The organism is Pseudomonas sp. NEEL19 (assembly GCF_028751975.1).
Lineage (GTDB): Bacteria > Pseudomonadota > Gammaproteobacteria > Pseudomonadales > Pseudomonadaceae > Aquipseudomonas > Aquipseudomonas juntendi.
On sequence record NZ_CP081491.1, the window covers coordinates 4,049,700 to 4,075,175 of the forward strand.

A 25,476-nucleotide genomic window follows, 5' to 3' on the forward strand; every position below is an offset into this window, starting at 1 on the left:
CGAGCTGAAACTATGCGCCCCGCACCCTACCCCGGCCAGCGCGCTTCGCCGCGTGAATCCACCGACATCAGTGGCACGATTTGCGACAGCCATTTGCCAAATTGCCAGCAAGCCGTGTACAACCTGCTGTAGCAAATAAAAAACAGCACAGCCCAATGGGTAGAGACACGCCTTGCAACTTCTTTGCAGGCGGGCTGCTGTTTCCCCTCTTGGCTTTAGGCGACATTTACTTATAGTATTGCGCCTTTCCCTTTTTCGTCCGCCCCCGTGCGGCTTACGCCGCAGGTCACTCCCGTTGTCAAAAAAACCATACGGTCGACCTGCATACTGTTGCAGATAAGGTAGTCAATCATGAGCGCTAGGCACTTTCTCTCCCTGCTGGACTTCACCACCGACGAATTGCTCGGGGTGATCCGCCGCGGCATCGAGCTGAAGGACCTGCGCAAACGAGGCGTGCTGTTCGAGCCGCTGAAAAACCGCGTGCTGGGCATGATTTTCGAGAAGTCCTCGACCCGTACCCGTGTGTCGTTCGAAGCCGGCATGATCCAACTCGGCGGTCAGGCCATTTTCCTGTCGCCGCGCGATACCCAGCTGGGCCGTGGCGAGCCGATTGGCGACAGCGCCATCGTGTTGTCGAGCATGCTCGACGTGGTCATGATCCGCACCCATGCCCACAGCACCCTCACCGAATTCGCCGCCAACTCGCGCGTGCCGGTGATCAACGCGCTGTCCGACGAGTCGCACCCGTGCCAGTTGCTGGCCGACATGCAAACCTTCCTCGAACACCGCGGCACCATTCAAGGCAAAACCGTGGCCTGGATCGGCGACGGCTTCAACATGTGCAACTCCTACATCGAGGCCGCCAGGCAGTTTGACTTCCAGTTGCGTATCGCTTGCCCGGAAGGTTACGAGCCTGACCCACGCTTCATGGCCATTGGCGGTGACCACGTGCAAATCGTGCGCGACCCCAAGCAAGCCGTAAGCGGTGCCCACCTGGTGACCACGGACGTCTGGACTTCCATGGGCCAGGAGGAGGAAACTGCACGGCGCCTGGCGCACTTTGCGCCTTACCAGGTCACCCGCGAACTGCTCGACCTGGCGGCGCCCGACGCCCTGTTCATGCACTGCCTGCCTGCCCACCGTGGCGAGGAAATCAGCCATGACCTGCTCGACGACCCGCGGTCCGTCGCCTGGGACCAGGCTGAAAATCGCCTGCATGCACAGAAGGCCCTCCTCGAATTCCTTGTCGAACCGGCTTACCACCACGCATGAGTCAACCCTTACTGCTCAACCTGCGCAACCTCGCCTGCGGCTACGGCGACCAGCGCATCGTCCAGAACCTCAACCTGCACCTGAACGCAGGCGACATCGGTTGCCTGCTGGGTTCATCGGGTTGCGGCAAAACCACCACCCTGCGCGCCATCGCCGGCTTCGAGCCGGTGCACGACGGCGAGGTCCAACTGGCGGGCGAGGTAATTTCCCGAGCCGGTTTCACCCTGGCCCCGGAAAAGCGCCGCATCGGCATGGTGTTCCAGGACTACGCGCTGTTCCCGCACCTGACCGTGGCGCAGAACATAGCCTTCGGCATTGCCAAGCACCCCCGCCAGGCGGCAGTCATCGAAGAAATGCTAGAGCTGGTCAAGCTGGCTGGCCTGGGCGGCCGTTACCCGCATGAGCTGTCTGGCGGCCAGCAGCAGCGGGTCGCGCTGGCCCGTGCACTGGCCCCCGAGCCACAGTTGCTGCTGCTCGACGAGCCGTTCTCCAACCTCGACGTGGAACTGCGCCGGCGGCTGAGCCATGAGGTGCGTGACATTCTCAAAAGCCGCGGCACCAGTGCCGTTCTGGTCACCCATGACCAGGAGGAAGCGTTTGCCGTCAGCGACCAGGTAGGGGTGTTCAAGGAGGGCCGCCTGGAACAGTGGGACACACCCTACAATCTGTACCACGAGCCACAGACACCGTTCGTTGCCAGCTTCATCGGCCAGGGCTATTTCATTCGTGGCCAGATGGTCAGCCACGAAGCGGTCAGCACCGAACTGGGCGAGTTGCGGGGTAACCGCGCCTACATCATGGCCGCGGGCAGCTCGGTGGATGTGCTGCTACGCCCGGACGATATCGTGCATGCACCAGGCAGCCCCCTGCAGGCCAGAATAGTCGGCAAGAGCTTCCTCGGCGCCTCGACCCTGTACCGCCTGCAGTTGCCGACCGGCAGCCAGCTGGAAGCGATATTCCCCAGCCATGACGATCAGCAGGTAGGTGACGATGTCGGCATTGCGGTAAAGGCCGACCACCTGGTGCTGTTCCCGGCACCCGGTAGCGTTGCGGCGCAGTTGTCGCCCCTTGAGAACGGGGTTCGTCGCTACAGCTCGGCGACCTGATACAGGGTGCTGGGGCTGCACGGCAGCCCCAGCTTCTCAGCCCCTGCCAATGCCGGCAAATTTGCCCTGGGTATGCTCGGCCAGCACTGCGGCCGCCAACTCCACCTCCAGCCCTCGCCGTCCGGCACTGACATGGATGGTTGCAAAGTTCTGCGCCGAATCATCGATGAAGGTGCGCAGGCGTTTCTTTTGCCCCAGCGGGCTGATTCCACCCACCAGGTAGCCCGTAGCGCGCTGCGCCGCCGCCGGGTCGGCCATCTCGCACTTCTTCACCCCGGCAGCATGGGCCAGGGCCTTGAGGTCCAGGGTGCCTCCCACTGGCACCACCGCCACCAGCAACTCGCCTTTCTCGCTGCTCGCCAGCAACGTCTTGAATACCTGCTGCGGGTCCAGCCCAAGCTTCTCTGCCGCCTCCAGCCCATACGACGCCGACTTGGGGTCGTGTTCGTAACTGTGCACGCGATGCTCGGCACGATGCTTCTTCAACAGGTCTAGGGCGGGGGTCATGCAGGGGCTCCGGTCTGGGACGGCTCGGCGGCTACTTTAGGACAATTCCCACATGGCAGCCAGCGCACCGCAATCGCGCAGCTCTGGCACGGGCATCCGAAACCGATTTTAGCGGCCATTTCGTGACTGGTCGTTCACTTTCGACCTTTGACATCAGCGTTTCTTGTCTATATTTTTTCGTTTCTGAATACGTGGTGCACGTTAAAGGTGCACTTCCCTGCTCGGTGTCAATGGGGATGGACGCCGAGCTTTGCTGTCGAGCGCCAAGCGCCTCACAACAAAAACAACGAGGTCATACATGACGACTGCTCTACGCCAACCCACACTGTCCAGCCAATGCCTGGCCGAATTTCTCGGCACGGGCTTGCTAATATTCTTCGGCACCGGCTGCGTTGCCGCCCTCAAAGTCGCGGGCGCCAGCTTCGGCCTGTGGGAAATCAGTATCATCTGGGGTGTCGGGGTAAGCATGGCCATCTACCTCAGCGCTGGCATTTCCGGCGCGCACCTGAACCCGGCCGTGAGCATCGCCCTCACCCTGTTCGCCGGTTTCGACAAGCGCAAACTGCCCTTCTACATGCTGGCCCAGGTGTGCGGCGCATTCTGTGGTGCAGCACTGGTCTACACCCTGTACAGCAACCTGTTCTTCGATTTCGAACAGGCGCACGCCATGCTACGCGGAAGCGAAGCCAGCCTGGAGCTGGCGTCGGTGTTCTCCACCTACCCGCACCCCTCACTCTCCACCGGCCAGGCCTTCCTGGTTGAAGTGGTGATCACCGCTATCCTGATGGCGGTGATCATGGCCCTGACCGACGACAACAATGGCCTGCCGCGCGGCGCCGTGGCGCCGCTGCTGATCGGCCTGCTGATCGCCGTGATCGGCAGCGCCATGGGCCCGCTGACCGGGTTCGCGATGAACCCGGCCCGTGATTTCGGTCCAAAGCTCATGACATTCCTGGCGGGCTGGGGCGAAATTGCCTTTACCGGTGGGCGCAGCGTTCCTTACTTCCTGGTGCCGATCTTCGCGCCGATCGTTGGCGCCTGCGTGGGCGCCGCGGCCTATCGCGGCCTGATCGCCCGCAACCTGCCTGTTGCAACTGCCGCGCACCCTGAGACAAATGACAACCGCCAGGGCGATACTCAAGCCAGTTGATCGCGGCATCACACACAGCCCTGACCCCCTATTCTTGCAAGGCCTACGACCATGACAGACACCCAGGATAAGAACTACATCATCGCCCTGGACCAGGGCACCACCAGTTCGCGAGCGATCATTTTCGATCGTGACGCCAACGTGGTGGGTACCTCCCAGCGCGAGTTCGCCCAGCACTACCCGCAGGCGGGCTGGGTCGAACACGACCCGATGGAGATCTTCGCCACCCAAAGCGCGACCATGGTCGAAGCCTTGGCCCAGGCGGGCATCAGCCATGCGCAGGTTGCCGCGCTGGGCATCACCAACCAGCGCGAGACCACTGTGGTATGGGACAAGGAAACCGGGCGCCCGGTATACAACGCCATCGTCTGGCAGTGCCGCCGCAGCACCGAGATCTGCGCCCAGCTCAAGCGCGATGGCCATGAAGACTACATTCGCGAAGCCACGGGCCTGGTCACCGACCCGTACTTTTCCGGCACCAAGCTGAAATGGATCCTCGACAACGTTGAAGGCGCCCGTGAACGGGCCGAACGTGGCGAATTGCTGTTCGGCACCATCGATACCTGGCTGATCTGGAAATTTTCCGGTGGCAAGGTCCATGTCACCGACTACACCAATGCCTCGCGCACGCTGATGTTCAACATCCACAGCCTGCAGTGGGACGACAAACTGCTGGAGATCCTGGGCATCCCGCGGCAGATGCTGCCTGAGGTGCGGCCGTCGTCGGAAGTGTACGGCCACACCAAGAGCGGCATCGCCATCGCCGGTATCGCCGGTGACCAGCAGTCGGCCCTGTTCGGCCAGATGTGTGTGGCACCGGGCCAGGCCAAGAACACCTACGGCACCGGCTGCTTCCTGCTGATGAACACCGGCAGCCAGGCCGTGAAGTCTTCCCATGGCCTGCTCACCACCATTGCCTGCGGCCCCCGGGGCGAAGTGGCCTATGCATTGGAAGGCGCCGTGTTCAATGGCGGCTCCACCGTGCAGTGGCTGCGTGACGAGCTGAAGATCGTCAACGACGCACTGGATACCGAGTACTTCGCCAGCAAGGTCAAGGACAGCAATGGCGTGTACCTGGTGCCGGCGTTTACCGGCCTGGGTGCACCGTACTGGGATCCCTATGCCCGTGGCGCGCTGTTTGGCCTGACCCGCGGCGTGAAGGTGGACCACATCATTCGTGCGGCCCTCGAGTCGATCGCCTACCAGACCCGCGACGTGCTCGACGCCATGCAACAGGACTGCGGCCAGCGCCTGTCCGAACTGCGCGTAGACGGTGGCGCAGTGGCCAACAACTTCCTCATGCAGTTCCAGGCAGACATCCTCGGCACCTGCGTGGAACGCCCGAAGATGCGTGAAACCACAGCCCTCGGCGCAGCATACCTGGCGGGCCTGGCCTGTGGCTTCTGGTGCGGCCTGGACGAGTTGCGCGACAAGGCCATCATCGAGCGCGAGTTCAGCCCGCAGCTGGATGAAGCGCAGAAAGAAAAGCTGTATGCCGGCTGGAAGAAGGCCGTAGATCGCACCCGCGATTGGGAAGATCACGACGCCTGAGGCACCCTCAGCGATGCCGCGGTCCCGCCATGGGATCGCGGATCGCGGTTCGCAGCCCGGGCCAATGCGTCATAGCCCACTGGCCGTAGTCTCCGTCCTACGGCATCATTGCAGAATTTGTCCGGCAGCCCCAAAGGACCGCCCATGAATCTGCCCCCACGCCAACAACAAATCCTCGAACTGGTGCGAGAGCGCGGTTATGTCAGTATCGAGGAAATGGCGCAGCTGTTCGTCGTGACGCCACAAACCATCCGCCGTGACATCAACCAGTTAGCCGAACTCAACCTGCTGCGCCGCTACCACGGGGGTGCCGCTTACGATTCGAGCGTCGAAAATACCGCCTACGCCATGCGTGCCGACCAGATGCGCGACGAGAAGCAACGCATCGCCGAGGCCGTGGCCAGGCAAATACCCGACCATGCTTCGGTGTTCATCAACATCGGCACCACCACCGAATCCATCGCCCGGGCCCTGCTCAATCACAACCACCTGAAAGTCATCACCAACAACCTGCATGTGGCCGCCATTCTCGCGGCCAAGGATGATTTCGAGGTGCTGGTGGCAGGCGGCACGGTGCGTCGCGATGGCGGCGTGGTCGGCCAGGCCAGCGTCGATTTCATCAACCAGTTCAAGGTCGATTTCGCCCTGGTAGGGATCAGTGGCATTGACGAGGACGGCAGCCTGCTCGACTTCGACTACCAGGAAGTGCGGGTATCCCAGGCCATCATCACCAATGCCCGCCAGGTTATCCTCGCCGCCGACTCCAGCAAGTTCGGGCGCAACGCCATGGTGCGCCTGGGTTCGATCAGCCTGGTGGATTGCCTGGTGACCGATCAGGCCCCCGCCCCCGCCCTGACTCAACTGCTCAACCAGTACAAGATCCGCATCGAAGTGGTGTAAACGCCCCACCGGCCGTCAGGCTGTAACGCCCTCAGATCGAGCGCTGCGCGATCTGCGGGCGGCTCGTCGCGCGAAGGGTTCAAGCGCATTTTCGTTAATGTTCATTTACTTGCCATGTGATCAGTTTTTTCTATGAAAACTGACTGGCAAGCGCCCTCCTGTTGCGCTAGTATTTTCGAAAACGAACATTAATGTTCATATTCGATATGAACAGTTTCAGGAGGCCTTGCCCGTGTCCCAGCCCGTTTCGTCCCAGCCAGCACTCGCCGACTGCTACGACATTGCCGTAATCGGCGGTGGCATCAATGGTGTCGGCATTGCCGCCGATGCCGCTGGCCGGGGCCTCAAGGTGTTCCTGTGCGAAAGGGACGACCTGGCCCAGCACACCTCATCGGCCAGCAGCAAACTGATCCACGGCGGCCTGCGCTACCTAGAGCACTACGAGTTTCGCCTGGTACGCGAAGCGCTGGCTGAACGTGAAGTGCTGCTGGCCAAGGCGCCACACATCGTCAAGCCCATGCGTTTCGTGCTGCCACACCGCCCGCACCTGCGCCCGGCCTGGATGATCCGCGCTGGCTTGTTCCTGTATGACCACCTGGGCAAGCGCAAGCGCCTGGGCGCCTCGCGCAGCCTGCGCTTTGGCCCGGGCTACCCGCTCAAACCGCAGATCACCCGCGGTTTCGAGTACGCCGACTGTGCAGTCGACGATGCCCGCCTGGTGGTGCTCAATGCCATGGCTGCCCGTGAACACGGCGCTCACATTCTGACCCGCACCCGCTGCCTGCGCGCCGAGCGTGTAGATGGCCTGTGGCAGGTAGACCTGCTGCATGCCGACGGCAAGCAACAGCGCATTCGGGCACGCGCCCTGGTCAATGCTGCCGGCCCTTGGGTGGCCAGTTTCATCAAGGACGACCTCAAGCTCGATGCGCCCTATGGCATTCGCCTGATCCAGGGCAGCCACCTGATCGTGCCGCGCCTGTATGAAGGCGAACACGCCTATATCCTGCAGAACGAAGACCAGCGCATTGTCTTCTGCATACCTTACCTGGAGCGCTTTACCCTGATCGGCACCACCGACCGGGAGTACAGCGGCGACCCGGCGAAAGTCGCCATTACCGACCAGGAAACCCAGTACCTGCTCAACGTGGTCAACGCCCATTTCAACCATCAGCTGAGCCAGGCCGACATCCTTAACACCTATTCCGGGGTACGTCCGCTGTGCAACGACGAGTCGGACAACCCGTCGGCCGTCACCCGCGACTACACGCTGGCGCTGTCGGCAGAGGTCGGTCAGGCCCCGCTGCTTTCAGTATTCGGCGGCAAACTGACTACCTACCGCAAGCTGGCCGAATCGGCGATGGCCGAGCTCAAGCCCTTCTTCAGCCAGATGCGCGGCAGCTGGACGGCCACCGCGCCCCTGCCGGGCGGCGAACACATGACCACCGCACAAGCGCTGCTGGAGCAACTGTTGGCCCGCCATGGCTGGCTGCCGGTGAATATCGCCAAACGCTGGGCGAACACCTATGGCAACCGTGTCTGGCAACTGCTCGACGGCGTGACTGGCCCGGATGACCTCGGCCAGGCCATTGGCGGTGGGCTATTCGCTCGCGAAGTCGACTACCTTTGCGAGGCTGAGTGGGCGACGACCGCCGACGACATCCTGTGGCGCCGCACCAAATTGGGCCTGTTCACCCATGCAGCAGAGCGCCTGGCCCTGGAAAAGTATCTGCAACAAACCCGAGCCGGGCTTGCCCAGGGCAACGCCGCGTGATGCGGCGCTGCTGCGCAGGCTCAAAGCCTGCTGTGCAGCTCCTGCGCCAGGGTTAGCAACAAGCGTCGCTCGGCCTGCTCGTATTCGTACTTGAGGGCCTTGCAACGCAGGGCGAAGGTCCAATCGTCGATCTGTCCCTGGCTTACCTGCTCTTCGAGGCTTTCCATCCGATCATTGAGCGGTCGCAGTACATGCTCGAAGCGCGCCGGGTGGCGCTCGCGGGCATGGACCTCCCAGAACGGCCGCTGCGCCAGGGAGCCAATCACTTGCTCAGGTGTCTCGTTTGCCAGAATCTGGTCGCGAGCACGCAGCAGGTCGCTGCTGGTGACATGGGCAAACCCTGGGTAGTGCATCTCATCGTGCTCGATGGGCAGGTCCAGAGTGGCACTCAACTTGAGCCGGTAGTACAGCCGGATCTCGACCTCATCCACGCCGACCGTACGCTGGGCACGCAGGCGCTCGATGTGGCGCACGGCAAGCCGGTCGACTTCGTCCAGGCGCCAAAGCGAACGCCCCAGACGCCATAAACGCCCCTCCAGCCCCGCCGGCTCACCGCCTACCGCGCGCTCCACCATTACACCCAGCTCAAGCTGCTCCAACGTCAACAGCAGCCGGTCTTCACACGTCCTTGGGCCACCGGCTTCAGCGAACAGGCGCACACGCACAGCCTCATGTTGCTCGCAGAACTCCAGAATGCGCCAGATACGCGCGCGGTAACGCGCCGGCGCCAGGTCGAAATCTTCCGCCCCCGCAAAGTCCGCCAGAAACCGAAACAGGTCGGCGGCGCCACGCTCTGCGCCTAACGCGTCGTAGATGACGCGCCAGCGCATCCGTTGTTGTGCCTCGGCCGTACCGGCCAAGCGCTCGAACAAGGCGTCGTCCACAGGCCGGTGCTGACGCATGCGGCCAGCACCGGGTTGCGTTGCCCTGGCCTGCTCAAGCAGGGCTTCGTCGGCCTCGTCGAGCGGGTTATCGTGCAGTGCCTGATCTTCCAGTTGCAGGCGCAACCGTGCCAGGTCCTGGCGCAACTGACGGATACGGTTGTCACGCAGATCGACCCTGGCTCGCCAGGACACTGCCTCGGGCATGCGCTCAAGGCCGGTGGACCTCAGCCGCACTTCGCGCAGGTAGCGCAGCGTGGTCAACACCGGCGCACGCCCCAGCGGGTTGTGGCTCAAGTCCAGAAGCTGCAGGTTGCGCACCTGCACCAGGCGGCCCTCACCGCCACTGTCCAGCACGATATGGTTACGCGACAGCGTCAATGTCCTGAGCCGCTCCAGGCTTTCCAGCCCTGCCGGAATCGCGGTCAGCCGATTGCGCGACAGGTCCAGTTCCACTAGGTTGCCAAAGCGCAGCAGGAAGTCCTCGTCGATTGCAGTAAGGCCGCTGTCCCGAAGGTACAAACGTTTGACATGATCGAAACGGATGCCCTGCGGAAGCTGTGGCAAGCTGCCGAAGTGCTCGCCATCCAGGTCCAGTACGTAATCGCCCGATACATTGACCACCTTGCGCCTCCAGCAGCGGCGCAGGGCGGTCTCCAACCGACGTCGCCTCACGCCCTGCAGCGGGTTGCTGGCGGCCTGGCGCCACTGGCGCAAGCAAGTGCGCAACTGTGCCAGGTGCTCTTGCAGTTGCGTGTAGTGCTCCCACAACCCTGCATCTCCACCGTTGACGTTCAGCAGGTAGGCCTGTATCTCATCGTCGCTCAGGGTGGGAAAAATCTGCTGAATGCCCCGCCGGATTGCTTGCCGTTCGCCGCTTCCGCGCCCGCTGAGGGGGTAACCCAGGCGCCCATCGCCGAAACGCCGGGGTGGGCGGAAGGCGCTGTGCACAGGTCGCATGCCGCACCATATGGCGGCCTGTTCCCGGTCACTTGCGGCACTGCGCAACAACCACTGGCCGAAGGCTTCTTCACCCAGGCCACCATTGCCCAGCTCTGCCAACTGCGCCTCATCCAGACTCGTCAGCAATGCCCACTGCAAGCTGTGGGAACGCGCCGATCGTGGACTGCGGTAACCGTCGCCGCGCCTGAAGATGTATTGCACCTGCTCGGCGCCCTCACTGCCGGCACTGGCCAGCAGCGCCCCCTGCGCAGTGCGCTCACGAAGCTCCAGCCTTAGCGTCGGCGGCCAGGCAAGCCGCTCACCCAAGACCCCGAAAGCGATCCGCTCGCTGTCGGCGTTGACTGCACGCGGCAGGTACAAGCCGGCACACGCGCGGTCCAGCCGGCGTTCACGCAGTTGCCAGCGTGCCCGCTCGGCCAGCGCCAACGGCATGCGTTGCCGATCCAGCAATTGCTCCCGCTCGACGCCGCTGCACTGCGCCATCAACTCAACCAACTGACGCCTCGACAAACCGGGGAACGCCCTGGCCAACAGGCTGCTGCCGTGCTCCGCCACGCTATCGGCAAGCTGCTGCTCCAAGGCCGGGCCGGCCAGGTCGGGGAAGCGCTCATGGGCCCGGTAGACATCCAGCGCATCGTACAGCCGAGCCGGGGCATCCACCTGTTCCAGATGCAGGCGGCGCAGCCGGGCTTCACTCAACCCCGTCGCCTGGAGCAGGTAATCCGCGGCGGCATCGGGTACACCGGCAAGCCTTGAACTCAGCCGCCTGACCAACTGGCCGGCCCCCTGCCAGTCCCCTGGCCGCTCCAGCTCATGGCGCCAACCATCGCCACCGTTACTTTCGAGCCTGGGCTGCCAGGCTACGCCACGCGATGCGTGGCGAATTCGCGTGCTGCCATGCACCGGATCCTCGCTCACCCGGTACATGGCCCCGTCCAGGTGCCATACCCACTCATGCAGGTCATCTCCAGGGCTCCAGTCAATCGAATACCCCGGCAAGTTCGCTGCAACCAAACCAGCCTTTCCGGCCTGGTCACGCATCGGCTGCAGCGCGTCCACGAACGGCACGCGCTGCAGGTAATGCCGCACCACGGAAGCCCCGGTGGCGATCAGCGCACCCGCAATCACGGTTTGCGCAACACCGAACACATGATCCATGGCACCCTGCCGGTCGCCGATACGCCAGTCCTGGTAGCCTTCGTACACTTCCCCGGCCAACTCCACCGCCGTGTAGGCCAACAAGCCCTCGCCCAGCACCGGAACGAACATGCCTGCCAGGTTCAAGAGGTTCAGGCCCAGTTCCCGATAGGCGTGCAGCCGAGCATCGCGCTCCTGTTCATCGAGGTCTGCGGTAGGTACGGCCAGCACGTGGGCATCATCGAGCAGTTTGTCTATCTGCAACCCACGCAGATGGCTGAACAGCGATGTGCCGATGGCCAGGTGCCTGCCATCGAGCTCAGGCACCTGGTGCGCCGCACTTGCCTCTATCCGCTCCTCGAGCAGTTGCTGAAAGCCAACCCGGTCGCGCTCGCTGATGAAGCGGCTGAAGAACCGGCGGTAGGGTGCCGTCGTCAGGCGCCGGGCCAACGCCTGGAACACCTCTTCCCAGGACCGATAGACGCGAACCGGCGACTGCGGGTCATTCGGTACCCAGACGCATACACCCTGCAAGTCCGCACCCACCGCCGGCCGCAGCTCCAATGTCACCACGCCGCGCACACATTTGCCCAGCAGGTACAACTGGCGTGGTGAGACCTCACCCGGCACCGCCGGCACCGTGGGTAACGCGGTAAAACAGGGCAACAGCAAGCGGTAGCTGTTCTCGTCCAAGTCACCTTTGAGCAATGCGCAGCGCACTGCCACTTCCAGGTCGGCGCGGGCGTTTTCCTCGAAACACCGGTGTACAGCGGCCTTGGCCGAGTCAGGTGCAGCACCCGGGGCATCGTCCGGCGCCAGGCACTGGCGCAGGATGGCCTGGTAGCGCCCGCCCACATCGGCCTCGCGGCAGCGCCCGGCGAATACCTCGTAACCCACCGGCACGTGCTCGCCCTTTGCGTCGAGTAGCCAGCCCCGGCGGCTGGGCGAAGGGCGCGTGTCGACGATATGGAAATTGTGCAGTACCGCCGCCAGCAACGGCGTGGAAGATCGTTGCATGTGCCGGCGAATGGGCCACCCCGGCGCCATCGGCGGCAATGTAACGGTGCGCTCGATACCCACATGGCTGCGGCGCAAGTCCGCGATCGTCAGGTCGGCACGGTTCAATACCTGGTTCAAACGGGTAGCTGCGAACTCATCCAGTGCCGGAATGGCTTGCAGGATTCGGTGCAGCGAATGGGTCGCTTCTTCCTGGGCGTGCAGCGCGCGGCGCAAGGCAAGCAGCCAGTCGACATTGCCATGGGCGACCAGCCATGCAGGCAGGCGCCGGGCAATCAGGGTATCGATCGATTCAGCGGGAAACAATGGCTCGGTCATCGGTTCAGCTCCAGCGACAAGGGCGCCGAGTCAACCAGCCCTCCAGCCAGAGGCTGAGGTACACCCATAGCCCCAACCTGGGTTCCAGCAGCGAGCCCGCCTGAGCAAACAATCGGTTTTCCGACCGTAGCAACCAGGATAGTTCGGAAAACCGAACGAAAGTCCGAGGTAGACGCACTTCGCCAGGGCCCCGAGCGCCCGGACGATCAGGTTTTCTGCTCGTCAAACCCGTTTGGCACGACTCATGCTCTACACTCTTCAATCGAATGCACAGCGCTTCGCTGTATTCGTTGAACGAAAGAGTCCGCCAACGGCTCCATAAAAAAAACAAACACGTCGAGGAAAATTTGATGCGTATCGTTCGTCATCTGTTGGGCGCCACCATTGCCGCTGCGATCATTGCTTCGCCAGCCATGGCCGAAGAACTGACCGGCACCCTCAAGAAGATCAAGGACTCGGGCACCATCACCCTGGGCCACCGCGACTCTTCCATTCCATTTTCCTACCTGGCCGGCAAACCCGAGCCCGTGGGCTACTCGCATGACATTCAGCTGGCTGTCGTCGATGCCCTGAAAAAACAACTGGGCACGGACATCAAGGTCCGCTACAACCTAGTCACCTCGCAGACCCGTATCCCGCTGGTGCAAAACGGCACCGTCGACCTGGAATGCGGCTCCACCACCAACAACGTCGAGCGCCAGCAGCAAGTCGGCTTCTCGGTCGGCATCTTCGAAGTCGGTACCCGCCTGCTGACCAAGGTCAAGGACGGTCAACCTGCATACAAGGACTTCCCGGACCTGGCTGGCAAGAACGTGGTGACCACCGCCGGCACCACCTCCGAGCGCATTCTCAAGGCGATGAACGCCGACAAGCAGATGAAGATGAACGTGATTTCCGCCAAGGACCACGGTGAAGCCTTCAACATGCTAGAAAGCGGCCGCGCCGTAGCCTTCATGATGGACGACGCCCTGCTCGCCGGTGAAATGGCCAAGGCGCGCAAGCCGGCAGACTGGGTCATCACCGGTACCCCGCAGTCCTATGAAATCTACGGCTGCATGGTGCGCAAGGGTGACGAGGCGTTCAAGAAAGCGGTCGACGATGCCATCGTTGCCTATTTCAAGTCGGGCGAAGTCAACAAGAGCTACGACAAGTGGTTCCAGCAACCGATCCCGCCAAAAGGCCTGAACCTGCAGTTCCCGATGAGCGATGAGCTGAAGAAACTGATCGCCGAGCCTACCGACAAGGCCGCGGACGAGAAGAAGTCCTGATCCTCAGATAACGGCCTGGTGCTCGACAGCACGAATCAAACCCTGCAGGCCACTCATTAGTGTCTAACCTTTCATCCGAGGGCGCCCAGCGCCCCCGGATGTTCCAAGGTGCCCGTGAAACAACCGTCTGAGGGGAAATCCCGATGAATTACAACTGGGACTGGGGCGTGTTCTTCAAGTCCACCGGCGTGGGCAGCGAGACCTATCTCGACTGGTACATCACCGGCCTGGGCTGGACCATCGCCATCGCCATCTCCGCCTGGATCATCGCCTTGCTGCTGGGCTCGGTGCTCGGCGTCATGCGCACCGTGCCGAACCGCCTGGTATCGGGCATCGCCACCATCTACGTGGAGCTGTTCCGCAATGTGCCGCTGCTGGTGCAGCTGTTCATCTGGTACTTCCTGGTGCCAGACCTGCTGCCCGAAGGCCTGCAGGAATGGTTCAAGCAAGACCTCAACCCGACCACCTCGGCGCTGATCAGTGTGGTCATCTGCCTGGGCCTGTTCACTGCCGCCCGTGTCTGCGAGCAAGTGCGCACCGGCATCCAGGCGCTGCCGCGCGGCCAGGAATCCGCGGCCCGCGCCATGGGCTTCAGCCTGCCGCAGATCTACACCAACGTGCTGCTGCCCCAGGCCTACCGGATCATCATTCCGCCCCTCACCTCCGAATTTCTCAACGTGTTCAAGAACTCTTCGGTGGCATCGCTGATCGGCCTGATGGAGCTGCTGGCGCAAACCAAACAGACCGCCGAATTTTCCGCCAACCTGTTCGAGGCGTTCACCTTGGCCACGCTGATCTACTTCACCCTGAACATGGGGCTGATGCTGCTGATGCGCATGGTCGAGAAGAAAGTCGCCGTGCCGGGCCTGATTTCCGTGGGGGGCAAGTAAATGGACATGGATTTCAGCGAAATCATCCCGGCCTTGCCCGCCCTGTGGGAAGGCATGCTCATGACCTTGCAACTGATGGTCATGGGCGTGGTGGGCGGTATCGTGCTGGGCACCATCCTGGCGCTCATGCGGCTGTCATCGAGCAAGCTGCTGTCGCGCCTGGCCGGTGCCTACGTCAACTATTTCCGCTCGATCCCGCTGCTGCTGGTGATCACCTGGTTCTACCTGGCGGTACCGTTCGTACTGCGCTGGATCACCGGCGAGGACACCCCGGTGGGTGCCTTCACCTCGTGCGTGGTGGCGTTCATGATGTTCGAAGCCGCCTACTTCTGTGAAATCGTCCGCGCCGGCGTGCAGTCGATCTCCAAGGGCCAGATGGGCGCCGCCCAGGCCCTGGGCATGACCTACAGCCAGACCATGCGCCTGATCATCCTGCCGCAGGCGTTTCGCAAGATGACCCCGCTGTTGCTGCAACAGAGCATCATCCTGTTCCAGGATACCTCGCTGGTCTACACCGTGGGCCTGGTGGACTTCCTCAACTCGGCACGCTCCAACGGCGACATCATTGGGCGCTCCCATGAGTTCCTGATCTTCGCCGGGGTCGTGTACTTCCTCATCAGCTTCTCCGCTTCGTGGCTGGTCAAGCGCCTGCAAAAAAGGATCACCGTATGATTTCCATCAAGAACGTCAACAAGTGGTACGGGGACTTCCAGGTACTGACCGACTGCAGCACCGAGGTCAAGAAAGGTGAAGTGGTGGTGGTGTGCGGCCCTTCGGGTTCGGGCAAGTCCACCCTGATCAAGTGCGTCAACGCCCTGGAGCCGTTCCAGAAGGGCGATATCGTGGTTGATGGCACCTCGATCGCCGACCCCAAGACCAACCTGCCGAAGCTGCGTTCGCGGGTGGGCATGGTGTTCCAGCACTTCGAACTGTTCCCCCACCTGAGCATCACCGAAAACCTGACCATCGCCCAGCGCAAGGTACTGGGCCGCAGTGAGGCGGAGGCCACCAAGAAAGGCCTGGCCCTGCTCGACCGCGTCGGCCTTGGCGCCCATGCCAAGAAGCACCCGGGCCAGCTGTCCGGTGGCCAGCAACAGCGCGTGGCGATTGCCCGTGCACTGTCGATGGACCCGATCGTCATGCTGTTCGACGAGCCGACCTCGGCGCTGGACCCGGAAATGGTCAACGAAGTACTGGACGTGATGGTGGAGCTTGCCCACGAAGGCATGACCATGATGTGCGTGACCCACGAAATGGGCTTCGCCCGTAAAGTGGCCAACCGCGTGATCTTCATGGACAAAGGCCACATCATCGAAGACTGCCAGAAGGAGGCGTTCTTCGGCGACCCGACTGCCCGCCACGAACGCACCCAGCACTTCCTCAGCAAGATCCTGCAACACTGATTTTGCTTCATTGAACCGGTCGGCGCGGCTGCCCAATCGGGCAGCAGGCGCTGGTCGTGACAAGGCCACTGTGATGAAATGCGATCCTTCGCTTCTTCTCCCTGCCAAGCCTGCCGTGAAATCCCGCCTGCTCCGTCAATTGCTGTTGCCACCACTGATCATTTTGCTGATGGTCGGCCTGGGTATGGCTGGCTACCTGATCAGCGAGAGCAACGGTATCCGCACCCTCAGCGAAAACGGTGAACGCCAGCTGGAGCTGCACGCGCGCACGGTCGAAAGCGAGATCAGCAAATACACCTACCTGCCGAGCCTGCTGGAGCTGGAAGACAGCGTCTCGCACCTGCTCACCGACCCGGATGGCGGTTCGCGCCAGGCGGTCAACGAATACCTCGAAGGCCTGAACCGGCGCAGCCGCAGCCGGGCAATTTTCGTGCTCGATACCAATGGCCGGGTCCAGGCCACCAGCAACTGGCGCGATGCCGATTCGTTCCTGGGCGAAGACCTGTCGTTCCGCGCCTATTTCCAGACTGCCGTACGCGGCGAACCTGGGCGCTTCTACGGCATCGGCAGTACCACGGGCGAGGCTGGCTACTACCTGGCCCACGGGCTTGAGGAACACGGCAAGATCATTGGCGTGGCAGTTATCAAGGTACGCCTGGATACCCTGGAAGAACGTTGGCAGCGGGCGCGCCTGGAGGCATTCGTCAGCGACGAAAATGGCATCATCATCCTTTCCAGCGACCCTGCCAGGCGCCTGAAGTCGGTACGCCCGCTGACCGCGCAAACCAAGGAACGGCTGGCGCGCAGCCTGCAGTATTACTGGTGGCCGTTGAACGAGTTGCAGCCCCTGGCCCGCGAGACCCTGGCCGATGGCGTGGAAAAACTGACCTTCCCCGCCAACAGCGAGACTGCCCACGGCGAGCCCCACGAAGTGGCCTACCTGGCCCAGACCCGCCGGCTGGTCGACACGCCCTGGCATTTCACCCTGCTCACCCCGCTGCAGGACCTGCGCCGCGAATCCATGGTCCAGGGCATTCTGGTGGGGGTCGCCTTCGCCCTGCTGGCCATCCTCGGCATCGCCTGGAACGAGCGGCGCAAAGTCATCGCCACCCGCCTGGCCGCACGCGAGGCGCTGGAGGAAGCCAACAGCCAGCTGGAGCGACGGATTACCGAACGCACCGCCGACCTGCGTGCCAGCAACGAACGCCTGAAAGGCCAGATTCGCGAGCGCCGGCACGCCGAACAAACGCTGCGCCACGCCCAGGACGAGCTGGTGCAGGCCGGCAAGCTGGCAGCCATCGGGCAGATGTCCACCAGCATCGCCCACGAGCTGAACCAGCCGCTGGCTGCCTTGCGTACGCTGTCTGGCAACACGGTGCGCTTCCTCGAACGCGGGGCGCTGGAAACCGCCAGCACCAACCTGCGCACCATGAACGACCTGATTGACCGCATGGGCCGCATCACTGCCAGCCTGCGCTCGTTCGCCCGGCGCAGCGACGACAGTGGCCAGGCTTCCCTGGCCAAGGCGATAGAAGCCACCTTGCAAGTACTGGGCAACCGCATCAGCGCCTGCCACTTGCAGCTGCACAACCACTACGAGGACCAGCAACTGGCCATCGACCAGACCCGCCTGGAGCAAATCCTGGTCAACCTGATCGGCAATGCCCTCGATGCCATGGCTGCGCAGCCACAGCCCGAACTGTGGCTGGAGGGCGAAGTGCAGGGCGACAAATACCGTTTGCAGGTGCGTGACAATGGCCACGGCATCGACGCCGAGGCGCGCAAGCACCTGTTTGAACCTTTCTTCACCACCAAACCGGGCGAACACGGCCTGGGCCTGGGCCTGACCCTGTCGGCGAGCCTTGCGGCTGCGGCCAAGGGCAGCCTCAACGTCGAGCACCCCGTCACCGGCGGGAGCGCCTTCGTCCTGGCCCTGCCCCTGGTTTCGCCCCCTAACGAATCGGCAGAGCACCCATGAACCAAGCGCCTCTTACCGTCCTGATCGTCGAAGACGACCCGCATGTGCTGCTCGGCTGCCAGCAGGCACTGGCCCTGGAGGACATCGCCTGCGAAGGTGTGGGCAGTGCCGAGCAGGCGCTGGAGCGCATCGGCGACGATTTCGCTGGTATCGTCGTCAGCGATATCCGCCTGCCCGGCATCGACGGCCTGGAGCTGCTCAACCGCCTCAAGGCCCGCGACCGCAGCCTGCCTGTGGTACTGATCACCGGCCACGGTGACATCGACATGGCCGTAGGCGCCATGCGCAATGGTGCCTACGACTTCATGGAGAAGCCGTTCTCCCCGGAACGCCTGGTCGACGTGGTGCGCCGCGCCCTGGAGCAACGGGGGCTGTCGCGCGAAGTGGTTGCCTTGCGCCGCCAGCTGGCCGAACAGAGCAGCCTGGAAGGCCGTATCATCGGCCGCTCGCCGGCCATGGAGCACCTGCGCGAGCTGATTGCCAATGTGGCCGACACCTCGGCCAACGTGCTCATCGAGGGCGAGACCGGCACCGGCAAGGAACTGGTCGCACGCTGCCTGCATGACTTCAGCCGTCGCCAGGGCCAGCCCTTCGTGGCGCTGAACTGTGGCGGCCTGCCGGAAAACCTGTTCGAGACCGAGATTTTTGGCCACGAGGCCAACGCCTTCACCGGTGCCGGCAAGCGCCGTATCGGCAAGATCGAACACGCCAATGGCGGCACGCTGTTCCTCGACGAGGTGGAGAGCATGCCGATCAACCTGCAGATCAAGCTGCTGCGCGTCTTGCAGGAGCGCACCCTGGAACGGTTGGGGTCGAACCAGAGCATTGCCGTGGATTGCCGGGTGATTGCGGCAACCAAGGCCGACCTCGATAGCCTGGGCCAGAGCGGTCAGTTCCGCAGCGACCTGTACTACCGGTTGAACGTGGTGACCCTGGAGTTGCCACCGCTGCGCGAGCGCCGCGAAGACATCCTGCAATTGTTCGAGCACTTCCTGCAGCAATCGGCCCTGCGCTTCGATCGGGAAACACCGACCCTGGACAGCCAGACCCTGTCCCGCCTTCTCGCCCACGACTGGCCAGGCAATGTGCGGGAACTGCGCAACGTGGCCGAACGCTACGCCCTGGGCCTGCCGGCGTTCAAGAAAGGGCCCAGCGGGGGGGCCAGCCAAGGCCTGGGCTTTGCCGAGGCAGTGGAGGCGTTCGAACGCAACCTGCTCAGCGATGCACTGCAACGCACCGGCGGCAACCTCAGCCAGGCCAGCCAGGAGCTGGGCATGGCCAAGACCACGCTGTTCGACAAGGTCAAAAAATACGGCCTCGGTTGACCTCAACAACGGTGTGAAGCGCCTGCGGCGCGGGTATTCGGGCCCCAGTGGGTGTGGGGCTCGCCGCAGGCGGTGCGGCGCTACGCCCAGTCGACAGCGTTGCCAACATGAGCGAAACTCAACTCATTGCTTCGTTCACCCCATTCACACCCCGGAGTCAGCAGTGCTGGAGATCCGCCACCTGAAAACCCTTCATGCCTTGCGCGAGGCCGACAGCCTTGTGGAAGCCGCCGAGCGCCTGCATCTGACCCAGTCGGCGCTGTCTCACCAGTTCAAGGAGCTGGAAGAACGCCTGGGCCTGCCGCTGTTCGTACGCAAGAGCAAGCCGATACGCTTTACCAGCGCCGGGCTGCGCCTGCTGCAACTGGCCGATGCCACCCTGCCGTTGCTACGGGGTGCCGAACGCGACATCGCACGCCTGGCCGGCGGTACCGCCGGGCGCCTGCACATGGCAATCGAATGCCACAGCTGTTTCCAGTGGCTGATGCCGACCATCGACCAGTTCCGCGATGCCTGGCCGGAAGTCGAACTGGACCTGGCCTCCGGCTTCGCCTTTGCACCCTTGCCAGCCCTGGCCCGTGGTGACCTTGACCTAGTGGTGACCTCCGACCCGGTGGACCTGGCCGGCATCACCTACGTGCCGCTGTTCACCTACGAAGCCATGCTGGCGGTCGCCAACCAGCATGCGCTGGCCAGCAAGCCGTATATCGTGCCCCATGACCTGCTCGACCAGACCCTGATCACCTACCCGGTGGAGCGCGACCGCCTGGACATCTTCACCCGCTTCCTGGAGCCGGCCGACATCGAGCCGGCCGCTGTGCGCACCTCGGAGCTGACGGTAATGATGATGCAACTGGTCGCCAGCGGCCGGGGCGTCTGCGGCATGCCGCACTGGGCTTTGCATGAGTACAGCGCGCGGGGTTATGTGAAAGGCAAGCGCCTGGGCGAGAAAGGCCTGTTTGCCACGCTTTACGCCGCTGTGCGCACCGACATGCTCGATGCGCCGTACATGCGCGACTTTCTGCTGACCGCCAAGGACACCTCCTTCGCCACCCTCGACGGCGTCAGCGCGGTGCGTTGAGCAACTGGCGGTACAGCGGCAGGATCAGGTCGCGGGTCAAGGGCGCCAGTGGCTGGTCTGGCGCCTGATCTGCAGCCAGCCATACCACCTCCTCGATTTCTGCCGCCGGGACCACGGCAGCGGCGCTGTCGACCCGAAACAGCTCGGCTTGCACCTCGAAGCCGGGCTCATTGGCGGCCGTGGCACTGAACTGGCCCAGGTACACGGCCTGGGCCGGGTCGATGTGCAGGCCCAATTCCTCGTGCAGTTCGCGCACCAGTGCCTGCAGCGCCGTTTCACCCGCATCGATCTTGCCCCCCGGCTGCATGAAGGCTTCGGTGCCACGCTTGCGCACCAGCAAGGTGCGCCCCTGCGGGTCGAGCAACAGGGCGGCGGCGATGCGAATGGTATTGGGCATGGGCTGAACTCGCTGGCAACAATGGCCGGGGAGGATCCCACGGGCTCGCTTGGGCTGACAAGACCATTGTCGCGGGTGCCGGCCAGACGAACGGCCCCTTGCCAAAGCGCCCATGCCCCTCCATAACCAACCCATGAACCTGCCCGCCCAACAGCACCCGGTGCTCGAACTGTTCCACCCCGCCGTACGCACCTGGTTCGGCCGCCACTTCGCAACCGTTACCGATGCCCAGGCCCGGGCCTGGCCCTTGGTCCATGGCGGCCAGTCGATGCTGTTGGCCGCACCCACCGGCTCGGGCAAGACCCTGAGCGCGTTCCTGGCCGTGCTCGATGAACTGTTCTGCCAGGGCCTGGCGCAGCAGGGTCAGCTGCCGGCGCAGACCCAGGTGGTCTATGTTTCGCCGCTCAAGGCGCTGTCCAATGACATCCGCGTCAACCTGCAAGCCCCGCTCGAGGGTATCAGCCAGGCCCTGGCAGAACAGGGCCTGGCTGCACCCCGCATCACTACCGCCGTGCGCACCGGCGATACCCCGCAAAAAGAACGCGCCGCCATGCGCAAGCTGGCACCGCACATTCTGGTCACGACCCCTGAATCCCTGTATGTACTGATGGGTTCGGCGTCTGGTCGTGAAGGCCTGCGCAACGTGCATACGGTAATCGTCGACGAGATCCACGCCTTGGCCGGCAACAAGCGCGGGGCGCATCTTGCGCTGACCCTGGAACGTTTGCAGGCCCTGGCAGGCCGGCCCTTGCGCCGTATCGGCCTGTCTGCCACACAGCGCCCGGTGGCGCGGGTGGCGCAGTTTCTGGTCGGAAGCGGCCGGCCCTGCGCGGTTGTCGATGTTGGCCATGCCCGGCCACGCGACCTGGCCATCGAGCTGCCGCCGGTACCGTTGGGGGCGGTCATGGCCACCGATGTCTGGGGCCTGGTCTACGACCGCCTGGCAGCCCTGGCCCGCGAGCATCGCACCACCCTGGTATTCGTCAACACCCGGCGCCTGGCTGAGCGCATCACCCGCCACCTCAGCGACCGCCTGGGCAAGGATGCCGTGGCCGCGCACCATGGCAGCCTGGCCAAGGAGCTGCGCCTGAGCGCCGAGCAACGGCTCAAGCACGGCCAGTTGCAGGTACTGGTGGCCACCGCTTCACTGGAGCTGGGCATCGACATTGGCGACATCGACCTGGTCTGCCAGGTGGCCTCGCCGGGTTCGATTGCCGCCTTCCTGCAACGGGTTGGCCGCGCCAGCCACCAGGTCGATGGCGTGCCGAAAGGGCGCTTGTTCCCGACATCGCGTGACGACCTGATCGAGTGCGTGGCCCTGCTCGACTGCGTACGCCGGGGGGAACTGGAGGCGCTGCACATACCCCGGGCGCCCCTGGACGTGCTGGCCCAGCAGATCGTCGCCGAAGCCTGCAACCAGCCGTGGCACGAACAGGCGTTGTTCGACTGCCTGCGCCAGGCCACACCTTATGCCCACCTCGACCAGCAGCACTACCAGGCCCTGCTGCGCATGCTTGCCGAGGGCTACAACGGCCGCCAGGGCGTACGCAGTGCCTACCTGCACCGCGATGCGGTAAGCGGCACATTGCGGGGCCGCCGCGGCAGCCAGCTGACCGCGCTGACCAGCGGTGGCACCCTTCCGGACAACGCCGACTACAGCGTATTGCTGGAGCCGCAGGCGCTGAACATTGGCAGCGTCAATGAAGACTTCGCGGTGGAGAGCATCGCAGGCGACATCTTCCAGCTGGGCAATGCCTCGTACCGCATTCTGCGCGTCGAGTCGGGCCGGGTTCGGGTGGAGGATGCCCAAGGGCTGCCGCCCACCATTCCGTTCTGGCTCGGCGAGGCGCCTGGCCGCAGCGACGAACTGTCCGCGGCCGTGGCCAGGCTGCAGGCACAGCTTGACCAGCAGCTGACGCTGGCCGACGGCGATACCCGCGCGGTGTCGGCATGGCTGCAGGGTACGTTCGAGCTGGGCGAAGACTGCGCCGAGCAGTTGCTCGACTACCTGGCCCGTACCCGCGACGTGCTCGGTGCCCTGCCCTCGCAGGAAACGTTGGTGATGGAGCGTTTCTTCGATGCCTCCGGCGGCACCCAGCTGATCATCCATTCGCCCTACGGCAGCCGCATCAATCGCGCCTGGGGCCTGGCTTTGCGCAAACGCTTCTGTCGCACCTTCAATTTCGAACTGCAGGCGGCCGCCAGCGAGGACGCCATCGTGCTGTCGCTGTCCACCAGCCACAGTTTCGACCTCGACGAGGTCTGGCGTTACCTGAAAAGCGGCACCGCGGAAGCCCTCCTCATACAGGCCGTGCTCGAAGCGCCACTGTTCGGTGTGCGCTGGCGCTGGAACGCCAGTGTCGCCATGGCCCTGCCGCGCTTCGTGGGCGGGCGCAAAGTAGCGCCGCAAATCCAGCGCATGAAAAGCGAAGACCTGGTTGCCGCGGTGTTTCCCGACCAGATCGCCTGCCTGGAAAATATCGCCGGCGAGCGGCAGATACCCGAGCACCCGCTGGTCGAGCAGACCCTCGACGACTGCCTGCACGAGGCCCTGGATTGCACGGGCTGGCTGGCCCTGTTGAGGCGCATGGAAAGCGGGGCGGTACGCCTGCTGTGCCGCGATCTGCCTGCGCCATCGCCGCTGGCGTCGGCCATTCTCAATGCCCGGCCATATACGTTCCTCGACGACGCACCGCTGGAAGAGCGGCGTACCCAGGCGGTGCTCAACCGGCGCTGGAACGAGGTGCACAGCAGTGACGACCTGGGCGCACTGGACGCCGACGCCATCGCTGCCGTGGCCGCCGAGGCCTGGCCGCAGCCGCGCAATAGCGACGAAATGCACGAAACCTTGATGAGCCTGGGCGCCATCAGCCAGGCGCAGGTCAGCGCCAACCCTGGTTGGAACCTGTTCCTCAGGCAACTGGCCAAGGCCGGCCGCGCCTTGCGCCTGCCCCGCGAGCAGTTGTGGCTGGCCCGCGAGCGCCTGAACCTGCTGCAGGCGATCTACCCGGCGACGCCCCTCGAACCGGCGCTGGAACAGTTGCCTGGCTTCGACCAGCCCATCGAGCCCGACAATGCCCTGGGGGAACTGCTGCGTGGCCGCCTGAGCGCCCATGGCCCGCAGACGCTGGTACAGATCGCCGCGCCGTTGGGCATGCCGCCGCAGGCAGTCGAACAGGCCCTGGCCCGCCTGGAAGCCGAAGGTTATGTGCTGCGCGGCTACTTCAGCCCGGCCGCCAGCGAGCTGCAATGGTGCGAACGCCATTTGCTGGCACGCATCCACCGCTACACGGTCAAGCGCTTGCGTCGCGAAATCGAGCCGGTCAGCCTGCAGGACTTCATGCGTTTTCTGTTCGACTGGCAGCACCTGGCACCTGACACGCGGCTGCGTGGCCCGCAGGCTGTAGCCGAAGTGCTTGGGCAGTTGCAGGGCTTCCCCAGTGCAGCCGCAGCCTGGGAGGCCGAACTGCTGCCCGCACGCATCCACGACTACAGCCCCCACTGGCTCGATGATGCGTGCCGCAGCGGGCAATTCGCCTGGAGCCGGCTGGCCGCGAGCCGCTCAGGCAGCACCTTGTCGAGCACCCCGCTGGTGTTGCTGCCTCGGGAGCACCTTGGGCTGTGGCGCAGCCTGGCGCCCGCGCCTGCCGTACAGAGCCTTGGCGCACGGGCGCAGCGGGTACATGAGGTGCTGCAGGCTCAGGGCGCGTTGTTCTTCGACGAACTGACCCACGATGCCCGCCTGCTGCCCAGCGAACTGGAAACAGCGTTGCAGGAACTGGTGGGTGCCGGCCTGGTAGGTGCCGACAGCTTCACTGGCCTGCGCAGCCTGATTGCCCCGGCGGCGAAACGCGCTTCACGCACCCGCCGGCGCGGCCACGCACCGTTGTCCAGCAGCATGTCCCATGCCGGGCGCTGGGCATTGCTGCGCCAGGGCACGGCGGATGACAGCCAGCGCCTGGAGCATATCGCCCACGCCCTGCTAAGGCGCTATGGCGTGGTGTGCTGGCGGCTGCTGGAGCGCGAGAGCGATGTACTGCCGCCGTGGCGGGAACTGCTGCGCTGCTACCACCGGCTGGAGGCGCGCGGCGAGATCCGTGGGGGGCGCTTCATTGCCGGGTTGGCCGGTGAACAATTTGCCTTGCCGGAGGCGGTCGGGTTGCTGCGCCAGGTACGCCGGCGCGAGGCGGACGGTGCATTGCAGGTGGTCAGTGCCAGTGATCCGCTGAACCTGATCGGCTCGTTGCTGCCGGGGGTGAAGGTGCCGGCGGTGAGCGGCAACCGCCTGCTGTACCGCGACGGCGTGCCAGTGGCCAAGCGCGTGGCCGGGCGCCCTGTGTACCTGAGCGAGGCGCCCGCGCACGAGCAGGAAAGCTGGCGACAGAAGCTGCTGCGCGGGGCACCGTAAACAGCCTGCCTTGCCGAGCATGGGCCAGGGCTGCTGAGGCTTGGCGTGGCGAGAATGATTTTCGCTACCCCGATTTTAATTTGCAGCGCCCGGCAACTTGGCTAAGGTCGGGGTTTGCCCCCAGGCCCTGAGCCTGACCGCGCCATCGCAAGG

Annotated in this window: 17 protein-coding genes; 14 read left to right on the forward strand and 3 right to left on the reverse strand. The window is 64.0% G+C overall.

Going from position 1 to position 25,476, the window contains the following annotated elements:
• The first annotated feature begins 351 nt into the window (after positions 1–351).
• On the forward strand, positions 352–1,272 hold the full coding sequence (gene argF, locus K4A76_RS18015; RefSeq protein ID WP_009684553.1) for an ornithine carbamoyltransferase: 921 nt from the start codon (positions 352–354) through the stop codon (positions 1,270–1,272).
• Positions 1,269–2,378 carry an ABC transporter ATP-binding protein gene (locus K4A76_RS18020; RefSeq protein ID WP_009684552.1) on the forward strand — a complete coding sequence of 370 codons (1,110 nt, stop codon included), beginning with the start codon at positions 1,269–1,271 and terminating at the stop codon, positions 2,376–2,378. Before argF ends, K4A76_RS18020 begins: the two co-directional genes overlap by 4 nt.
• Before the next feature lie 36 nt (positions 2,379–2,414).
• On the opposite strand, the gene ybaK is transcribed toward K4A76_RS18020, so the two are convergent.
• Positions 2,415–2,885, reverse strand: a complete 471-nt coding sequence (gene ybaK, locus K4A76_RS18025) for a Cys-tRNA(Pro) deacylase (RefSeq protein WP_009684551.1) — start codon at positions 2,883–2,885, stop codon at positions 2,415–2,417.
• A gap of 298 nt (positions 2,886–3,183) precedes the next feature.
• Between ybaK and K4A76_RS18030 the strand changes: the two genes are divergently transcribed.
• The 4 genes from K4A76_RS18030 to glpD all read left to right on the forward strand — a co-directional run bounded on the left by K4A76_RS18030 (position 3,184) and on the right by glpD (position 8,257).
• Positions 3,184–4,035 (forward strand): MIP/aquaporin family protein, encoded by an 852-nt coding sequence (locus K4A76_RS18030; protein ID WP_274410841.1) that lies wholly within the window; start codon positions 3,184–3,186, stop codon positions 4,033–4,035.
• A 51-nt stretch (positions 4,036–4,086) separates the two neighbouring features.
• Complete coding sequence (glpK, locus tag K4A76_RS18035) at positions 4,087–5,586, forward strand: glycerol kinase GlpK (RefSeq protein WP_029887758.1); 1,500 nt, start codon at positions 4,087–4,089, stop codon at positions 5,584–5,586.
• A 144-nt stretch (positions 5,587–5,730) separates the two neighbouring features.
• Positions 5,731–6,486 carry a DNA-binding transcriptional repressor GlpR gene (glpR, locus tag K4A76_RS18040; RefSeq protein WP_009684548.1) on the forward strand — a complete coding sequence of 252 codons (756 nt, stop codon included), beginning with the start codon at positions 5,731–5,733 and terminating at the stop codon, positions 6,484–6,486.
• Between the two features lie 232 nt (positions 6,487–6,718).
• A complete protein-coding gene (glpD, locus tag K4A76_RS18045) occupies positions 6,719–8,257 on the forward strand; it encodes a glycerol-3-phosphate dehydrogenase (RefSeq protein WP_274410842.1) in 1,539 nt (512 codons plus the stop codon).
• 20 nt (positions 8,258–8,277) lie between these two features.
• Here glpD and K4A76_RS18050 read toward each other — a convergent pair whose 3' ends face one another.
• Positions 8,278–12,573 (reverse strand): NEL-type E3 ubiquitin ligase domain-containing protein, encoded by a 4,296-nt coding sequence (locus K4A76_RS18050; protein WP_274410843.1) that lies wholly within the window; start codon positions 12,571–12,573, stop codon positions 8,278–8,280.
• A gap of 350 nt (positions 12,574–12,923) precedes the next feature.
• Between K4A76_RS18050 and K4A76_RS18055 the strand changes: the two genes are divergently transcribed.
• From K4A76_RS18055 to metR, 7 genes are all read left to right on the forward strand, one after another.
• Positions 12,924–13,841: a glutamate/aspartate ABC transporter substrate-binding protein gene (locus K4A76_RS18055; RefSeq protein ID WP_009684545.1), complete on the forward strand. Its 918-nt coding sequence runs from the start codon at positions 12,924–12,926 to the stop codon at positions 13,839–13,841.
• Positions 13,842–13,984: 143 nt separating this feature from the next.
• Positions 13,985–14,731 carry an amino acid ABC transporter permease gene (locus tag K4A76_RS18060; protein WP_009684544.1) on the forward strand — a complete coding sequence of 249 codons (747 nt, stop codon included), beginning with the start codon at positions 13,985–13,987 and terminating at the stop codon, positions 14,729–14,731.
• A complete protein-coding gene (locus K4A76_RS18065; RefSeq protein WP_009684543.1) occupies positions 14,732–15,403 on the forward strand; it encodes an amino acid ABC transporter permease in 672 nt (223 codons plus the stop codon). It abuts the gene before it with no gap.
• Positions 15,400–16,134, forward strand: a complete 735-nt coding sequence (locus K4A76_RS18070; protein WP_009684542.1) for an amino acid ABC transporter ATP-binding protein — start codon at positions 15,400–15,402, stop codon at positions 16,132–16,134. The genes K4A76_RS18065 and K4A76_RS18070 overlap by 4 nt, the downstream gene beginning before the upstream one ends.
• Before the next feature lie 73 nt (positions 16,135–16,207).
• Positions 16,208–18,112, forward strand: a complete 1,905-nt coding sequence (locus K4A76_RS18075; RefSeq protein ID WP_029887761.1) for a sensor histidine kinase — start codon at positions 16,208–16,210, stop codon at positions 18,110–18,112.
• Positions 18,113–18,159: 47 nt separating this feature from the next.
• A complete protein-coding gene (locus tag K4A76_RS18080) occupies positions 18,160–19,437 on the forward strand; it encodes a sigma-54-dependent transcriptional regulator (protein ID WP_230584513.1) in 1,278 nt (425 codons plus the stop codon).
• A gap of 163 nt (positions 19,438–19,600) precedes the next feature.
• The gene (gene metR / locus K4A76_RS18085) at positions 19,601–20,518 is read left to right on the forward strand and encodes a transcriptional regulator MetR (protein ID WP_110679162.1); all 918 of its coding nucleotides are present in this window, start codon (positions 19,601–19,603) and stop codon (positions 20,516–20,518) included.
• Here metR and K4A76_RS18090 read toward each other — a convergent pair.
• On the reverse strand, positions 20,502–20,915 hold the full coding sequence (locus K4A76_RS18090; RefSeq protein ID WP_161891671.1) for an NUDIX hydrolase: 414 nt from the start codon (positions 20,913–20,915) through the stop codon (positions 20,502–20,504). The two genes, metR and K4A76_RS18090, sit on opposite strands and share 17 nt — an antisense overlap.
• Positions 20,916–21,048: 133 nt before the next feature.
• Here K4A76_RS18090 and K4A76_RS18095 point away from each other — a divergent pair, with 133 nt between their 5' ends.
• On the forward strand, positions 21,049–25,323 hold the full coding sequence (locus tag K4A76_RS18095; protein WP_274410844.1) for a DEAD/DEAH box helicase: 4,275 nt from the start codon (positions 21,049–21,051) through the stop codon (positions 25,321–25,323).
• Positions 25,324–25,476 lie beyond the last annotated feature (153 nt).